The organism is Agrobacterium leguminum (assembly GCF_015704895.1).
GTDB classification, from domain to species: domain Bacteria; phylum Pseudomonadota; class Alphaproteobacteria; order Rhizobiales; family Rhizobiaceae; genus Agrobacterium; species Agrobacterium leguminum.
The window spans coordinates 311,653-318,334 of sequence record NZ_JADQWB010000006.1 but is presented as its reverse complement, the minus strand read 5'-3'; the positions used below and the strand labels follow the sequence as shown (position 1 = coordinate 318,334).

Genomic DNA, 6,682 nt, shown 5'->3' with positions numbered 1-6,682 from the left:
CACGTTTCTCTTTCTTCTCATATTCAATTGTCAAATAACAGACCGCTCAAACAGTCACAAAATCAATCGCCCCAAAGCCATAAGCCCCGAAACCCAACAAGCAATCCGCTCATCAACTTGATTTCTTGAGAACGAAAGTCGCCGTCGCCAGCAGCGCCGCCGCCCTCGTTCAGTGAGCGGACTTATAAATCCACCCAACCAAACAAGTCAACACAGCAATATCAAAAAAATAGAAAAATATGTCATGTCGCTGATTGTAAAAGGGAATTTCGTTTTCATGAGGTTATCGGCATAAAAAGACGCAACCACACTCCTGGTTTTGCACAGGAGAACAGGCAGCCGGGCGTCAAGCCAGGGCTCGCGCCTTCTTTTAGCCCCCTTCCTCGCTAATTGCTTCGTCAACGAAGCGTTAATACGAGACATGCCTGCGCGTGTCCTTATATGGGCTGCTGCGACATGTCCCGCTGGTGCGTCGACCGATTTGACTCCCAGCTTTGAAAGTTGCACACCTTCGCCTGAAGTTTCTGGAGAGCGCATGACCGACGGGGCACAGCTGGTATGACTGCGGATCGCAATGTGATCCGGTCGCTAGGCACGGAACCGCCAATTCTGGCGGAAGGGCGCCGTGCACCCGATCGTCGCGAAATTTCGCTCCGATGGCTTTCCGGCACGTTCCTCACCGGCATTACCTCTTCCATATTGATGGGCGTGGCGCTGTTTGCCGCTCTTGACGGTCGCCAGCAGCTCGCCATTCCCGCCGAAGCCTTCGCCAAGGCGGATATGGGCAACAATGCCACGGAAGCCGCCCGTCGCGGAACGCGCCTCGTCGCACCGAATATCGCGGCCCGGCCGTCCGACCGGTCGATCATGGAAGTTTCCACCGTCATCAATGAAGGCGACAAGGAAGTGGTCCGCAAGGTCCCCTTCTCCCACGTCAAGATTCCGCTGGCGTCAAATTATGCCAAGCAGGATGACTATCCCGCCTTCGATCCCCTGAATATTTTTGCCAGCAACGAGGACAAGGACGCATCGGCACCCGCGCCTAGCCGGACGGGAACGATCTATGGCTCCGAAGTTGAATCCGAAGTCAGCCTGAAGACTGTCGCCTTTCCCGTACAGCATTCCAAATATGCCTTCGCCGGCTCATTGAGCTTCGACGAGGTCGAGGAGGCGGTGCGCTCGAACGGTTCGATCCTGACGGATGGCAACGAGCAGCTGGCCGCGCTCTATTATATCGACCCACGCCGTTTCGATAATGACGACGGCGATGTCGACATTACCGCGGGCCTTGCCGCCCGTGTCGTCGAACAGAACATGTCGGTCTCGACCCCGCAGTCCGCTTCGGTGCCTATCAAGGAATATGCCGACGACGTGATCCCTGCCCGCCAGACCGAAACCATCGAGGCCGCCCTTTTCGGCGCCGGCTATTCGAAGGCGCAATCCTCGGAAATCGCCGGGCTGCTATCGCCGCAAATCCAGTCGAACAATGTCGAAAGCGGCGATGTGCTGCGCGTCGGCATTATTCAGGAAGACGAGAAAAGCGATATCGTTCGCGTCAGCCTTTATCGCAAGGGCCGCCACATGGTCACCATGGCCATCGATGACAGCAAGCGCTTCATCAAGGCCAGCGAACCGCCGAAGCTCGATGCCGTGGCGACCGCCTTCGACAGCACCCCGGCACCTGCCGCTGGACGCGATCTGCCGAGCGTTTATGACGGGGTCTACCGTGCGGCCCTTGCCTACGGCATGAACCAGGGCATGGTTTCGCAGCTCATCAAGCTTCTGGCCAGCAGCGTCGATTTTCAGGCGCAGCTCAAGCCGGCGGATACGCTGGAAGCCTTCTTCTCCGTGGAGGACGCGGATGGCAAGGCGACGGACAAGTCGGAACTGCTCTACGTCAACGCCAAGTTCGGCGACAACGAGACACGTTTTTACCGGTTCCAGAACCCGGACGACAACAGCATCGATTATTTCGACGAGAACGGCAAAAGCATCCGGCAGTTCCTGTTGCGCAACCCGGTTCCGAACGGCCGCATGACATCCGGTTTCGGCATGCGCCGTCACCCGGTTCTGAAATTCAGCCGCATGCATACCGGCACAGACTGGGCCGCCGCCCGCGGCACGCCGATCATCGCGACGGGCAACGGCACCGTCGAAAAGGCAGGATGGGCCTCCGGTTATGGCAACCAGACGCTGATCCGCCATGCCAATGGCTATGTCTCGTCCTATAACCACCAGAGCGCCATCGCCAAGGGTGTCACCGAAGGCGCAAAGGTCCGGCAGGGCCAGGTCATCGGTTATGTGGGATCGACCGGCCTTTCGACCGGCGCGCATCTGCATTACGAGCTGATCGTCAACGGCACCAAGGTGGACGCGATGAAGGTGCGCCTGCCGGGCGGCAAGTCGCTTTCCGGCGAGGCGCTGGCGCGTTTCTCCGATGAGAGAAAGCGCATCGACAATCTGCTGAATATTGACGAAAAGCCCAATCAGGTGGCGAGCCGCTGATCTGCGGGCAGACCCGAACGACAATCCCGGTCATGTGAAAAGGGCCCGGTCATGTGAAAAGGGCTCCGTTTCCGGAGCCCTTTCATTTTATGCTGCATCGGCCGTTTCAGCTTCGGCCTCGCCCTTGGCGGGCTTGACCTTGAACAGCAGCCGGTCCGTGCCTGAGGTCACCTTGACCCGCGATCCATCCGGGACTTCGCCGCCGAGGATCATTTCGGCAAGCCTGTCCTGAACCGCCTTCTGGATCACCCGCTTCAGCGGACGCGCGCCGTAAGCCGGATCGTAACCTTTATTGGCAAGCCAGTTGCGTGCATCCTCATCCAGTTCGAGCGAAATCTTGCGATCGCCGAGCAGCGAGATGAGGCGCTTGAGCTGGATTTCGACAATTGCACCCATTTCGTCGCGCCGCAGGCGGTGGAAGAGGATGATATCGTCGATACGGTTGAGGAATTCCGGCCGGAAATGCGACCGGACCCGCTCCATCACCAAATCGCGAACCGAATCCACATCGTCATTGTCGCCCATCTGCGTCATGAATTCCGAACCGAGGTTCGAGGTCATGATGATGATGGTGTTCTTAAAATCGACGGTCCGGCCCTGGCCGTCCGTGAGGCGGCCATCATCCAGCACCTGCAAGAGGACGTTGAACACGTCCGGATGCGCTTTCTCGATCTCGTCGAACAGCACGACCTGATAGGGCCGGCGGCGAACCGCTTCCGTGAGCGCCCCACCCTCTTCGTAACCAACATAGCCGGGAGGCGCACCGATCAGCCGGGCAACGGAGTGTTTCTCCATATATTCCGACATGTCGAGGCGAACCATCGCGGTTTCGTCGTCGAACAGGAAGCGCGCGAGCGACTTGGTCAGCTCGGTCTTGCCCACGCCCGTCGGGCCGAGGAAGATGAACGAACCGATCGGCCGGTTGGGATCCTGAAGGCCGGCGCGCGAACGGCGAACCGCCTTGGAAACCGCCTGAACGGCCTCGCCCTGTCCGACAACGGACTTGGCAAGCTCGTCTTCCATACGCAGCAGCTTTTCGCGCTGACCTTCCAGCATCTTGTCGACCGGAATGCCGGTCCAGCGGGAAACGACATGGGCGATATTGTCCGCCGTCACCACTTCCTGAACCATCGAGCCGGCACCGCTGCTATCGCGGGCTTCCGCCGCAGCCAGTTCCTTTTCGAGACCCGGAATGATGCCATAGGTCAACTCGCCGGCGCGCTGGAACTGGCCATTGCGCTGGGCAATCGCCAATTCGTTGCGGGCTTCGTCCAGCCGCTTCTTGAGGTCTGCGGCATGGCCGAGCTTCTGCTTTTCCGCCTGCCAGCGGGCCGTCAGCGCATCCGCCTTTTCTTCCGTATCGGCCAACTCGTCCTCGAGCTTCTTGAGGCGGTCGGCGGACGACTGGTCCGTTTCCTGCTTCAAGGCTTCGCGCTCGATCTTGAGCTGAATGATGCGACGATCCAGTTCGTCCAGTTCTTCCGGCTTGGAATCCACCTGCATGCGAAGACGCGAAGCGGCTTCGTCCATCAGGTCGATTGCCTTGTCGGGCAGGAAGCGATCGGTGATATAACGGTTGGAAAGCGTCGCAGCCGCAACCAGGGCCGAATCCGAGATACGGACCTTGTGGTGCTGTTCGTATTTTTCCTTCAACCCGCGCAGGATCGAGATCGTGTCCTCAACGGTCGGCTCATCCACAAGAACGGGCTGGAAACGGCGGGCAAGGGCCGGGTCCTTTTCCACATGCTTGCGGTATTCATCGAGCGTGGTGGCGCCGACGCAGTGCAACTCGCCACGGGCAAGCGCGGGCTTCAGGAGGTTGGACGCATCCATCGCACCATCGGCCTTGCCGGCGCCGACCAGCGTGTGCATCTCATCGATGAACAGGATGATGCCGCCATTTTCGGCCTGCACTTCATTGAGCACAGCCTTCAGGCGCTCTTCGAACTCACCGCGATATTTCGCACCGGCGATCAGCGCGCCCATATCGAGCGCCATCAGCTTCTTGTCCTTCAGGCTTTCCGGCACATCGCCATTGACGATGCGCAGCGCAAGTCCTTCGGCAATCGCCGTTTTACCGACGCCCGGTTCACCGATCAGCACGGGATTGTTCTTGGTACGGCGCGAGAGCACCTGGATGGTGCGGCGGATTTCGTCGTCGCGACCGATCACCGGGTCGAGCTTGCCTTCGCGGGCCTCTTCCGTCAGGTCGCGCGCGAACTTCTTCAGCGCATCGAAGCCCTGTTCGGCATTGGCGCTGTCGGCCGTGCGGCCCTTGCGGATGTCGTTGATGACCTGATTGAGCGCCTGCGCGGTTGCGCCGGCCTTCTTCAGGGAAGCCGAGGTGGTGGCGGAGCTTTCAATTGCAAGCGCCTGCAGCAGACGCTCGACAGTGACGAAACTGTCGCCGGCCTTCTTGGCGAGATCTTCCGCGGTCGAGAACACTTTGGCGAGCGGCGCGGTGAGCGAAAGGCCGCCATTGCCGCCGGAAACCTTGGGCAATTTGGCAAGCGCCGCATCATTGGCAAGACGCGCTTCCTTGGCGTTGCCGCCGGCGCGCTCGATCAGCGATGCCGCCATACCCTGCTCGTCATCGAGCAGAACCTTCAGAACATGTTCGGGCGAAAACTGCTGATGGTTCTCCGCCAGCGCAAAGGTCTGCGCCGATTGCAGAAAACCGCGAACGCGCTCGGAGTATTTTTCAATATTCATAGTCGAACCTCCATAGACCGGCCCGCCCGCTTTCGGCACGGCTCCGGGTGTTAGGGTTGAGGCTCCCTCAAAAGGCAAGCCCCGCTGCGACAGCCGTGCTTAAAGGATTTCACGATTGCCGCCTCTCGACGGTCGGTTGCCGGCGAATGCGGCTTCCGTCCGTTCTGCACGAATATGGGAGGCATTTTCATCGGTTTAAAGGGAGAAAAACCCATCACCCGGGAAATTTTCATATGATTTGACAGGCATCAAATCCCACCGGCTGCGAACGGAATGTGCATAGCCAACCGCCAAAAGCAAAAAACTCCGGCAGGCCGGAGTTTTTCGATTGCAGAGTGATTTGCAGAAGCTGCTTATTCGGCAGCGTTCTCAAGCGTGGCGGGTGCCGCCTCTTCACCGGCCGACGCATCTTCGCCTTCGGCACCTTCCGCAGCGGCGGTGCGGCGCGGGCGGCGCTGGCGCGGTCCGGTCGCACGGCGCGTCTTCGGTGCGCGTTCGCCCGCCGGAGCTTCCGCCTGCTGCTGTTCTTCCTCGACGGCAACTTCCATGGGCGTGCCTTCGATGACGGGCTGCGGCGCCTGGCTGGCGTCGTAAACCGGCGGCTGCTGTTCGGCGGCCACCTGCGGCTGGCGCGGCTGACGCTCCTGCCGTTCGCGGCGGTCCGGGCGCTCACGACGCTCCTGACGCTGTTCGTTCCGCTCAGTACGCTCCTGACGTTCCGGCTGCTGCGCGCGCTCGGCCTGTTCGGCCTGCTGCTGCGGTGCAACGACGCCTTCATCGCCGTCGTTCACATCCATATCGTCGCCATCGGCAGCATTGTACTCGCCGCGGTCGTCGCGCTGGAAACGTTCCTGCATCTGGGCCTGAGCCGAAGCGATGATGCGGTTATAGTGTTCAGCGTGCTGCAGATAGTTCTCAGCGATCACGCGGTCGCCGGAACTCTGCGCGTCGCGCGCCAGAGCCGCGTATTTTTCCGCTATGTGCTGGGCTGTGCCACGGATTTTAACATCGGGGCCGGAACTGTCATAAGTCCTGGTGAGCGGGTTGCCGCCCTTGCGGTTGAAGTTGTTGTTACCGCCACCATTGTTATTGTTGTTGTTTCCACGCCCCCGGCCGCGCTTGTTTTGCTGTCCTGGCCTCATCAATTGCTCACCTGAATTCTGTTTTGCTGACAATCTGGTTGTTTTCATGCAATTCCGGGCGGAAAACCGCTGGAAATTTTTCCTGAAATTGCTCCATCACGCGCCTTGCCGAAGATAACCCCAAGGCAAGACCTCGCGTATGACGACCGGCTGCGCAAATGCTGCACCGAGCCGCCTGCGAACAAAGTTTACTGATTCACATGCCGGAAACGCCCAGCCTTTCAGGGCTCTTTAAAGAACCCGCTTCGGGACTGACCCATACCCTGACGAATCTGTGTTCGTCCTCAGCCACCCGGCATGTGGCCGCAAACTATCCCGCTTCC

3 protein-coding genes are annotated in these 6,682 nt (G+C 59.7%); 1 reads left to right on the top strand and 2 read right to left on the bottom strand.

Annotation, left to right across the window (positions count from 1 at the left end; genetic code table 11):
- Positions 1 to 558: 558 nt before the first annotated feature.
- On the top strand, positions 559 to 2,505 hold the full coding sequence (locus I3J13_RS12325) for a M23 family metallopeptidase (RefSeq protein WP_059756793.1): 1,947 nt from the start codon (positions 559 to 561) through the stop codon (positions 2,503 to 2,505).
- 87 nt (positions 2,506 to 2,592) lie between these two features.
- Here I3J13_RS12325 and clpB read toward each other — a convergent pair whose 3' ends face one another.
- Positions 2,593 to 5,217 (bottom strand): ATP-dependent chaperone ClpB, encoded by a 2,625-nt coding sequence (gene clpB / locus I3J13_RS12320; protein WP_003522543.1) that lies wholly within the window; start codon positions 5,215 to 5,217, stop codon positions 2,593 to 2,595.
- A 353-nt stretch (positions 5,218 to 5,570) separates the two neighbouring features.
- Positions 5,571 to 6,359 carry a DUF4167 domain-containing protein gene (locus I3J13_RS12315; protein ID WP_196378964.1) on the bottom strand — a complete coding sequence of 263 codons (789 nt, stop codon included), beginning with the start codon at positions 6,357 to 6,359 and terminating at the stop codon, positions 5,571 to 5,573.
- Between the last annotated feature and the right edge of the window lie 323 nt (positions 6,360 to 6,682).

Coding starts and splice junctions, on each gene's coding strand:
- I3J13_RS12325 (WP_059756793.1), top strand. CDS start 559: ATGACTGCGGATCGCAATGTGATCCGGTCGCTAGGCACGGAACCGCCA.
- clpB (WP_003522543.1), bottom strand. CDS start 5,217: ATGAATATTGAAAAATACTCCGAGCGCGTTCGCGGTTTTCTGCAATCG.
- I3J13_RS12315 (WP_196378964.1), bottom strand. CDS start 6,359: ATGAGGCCAGGACAGCAAAACAAGCGCGGCCGGGGGCGTGGAAACAAC.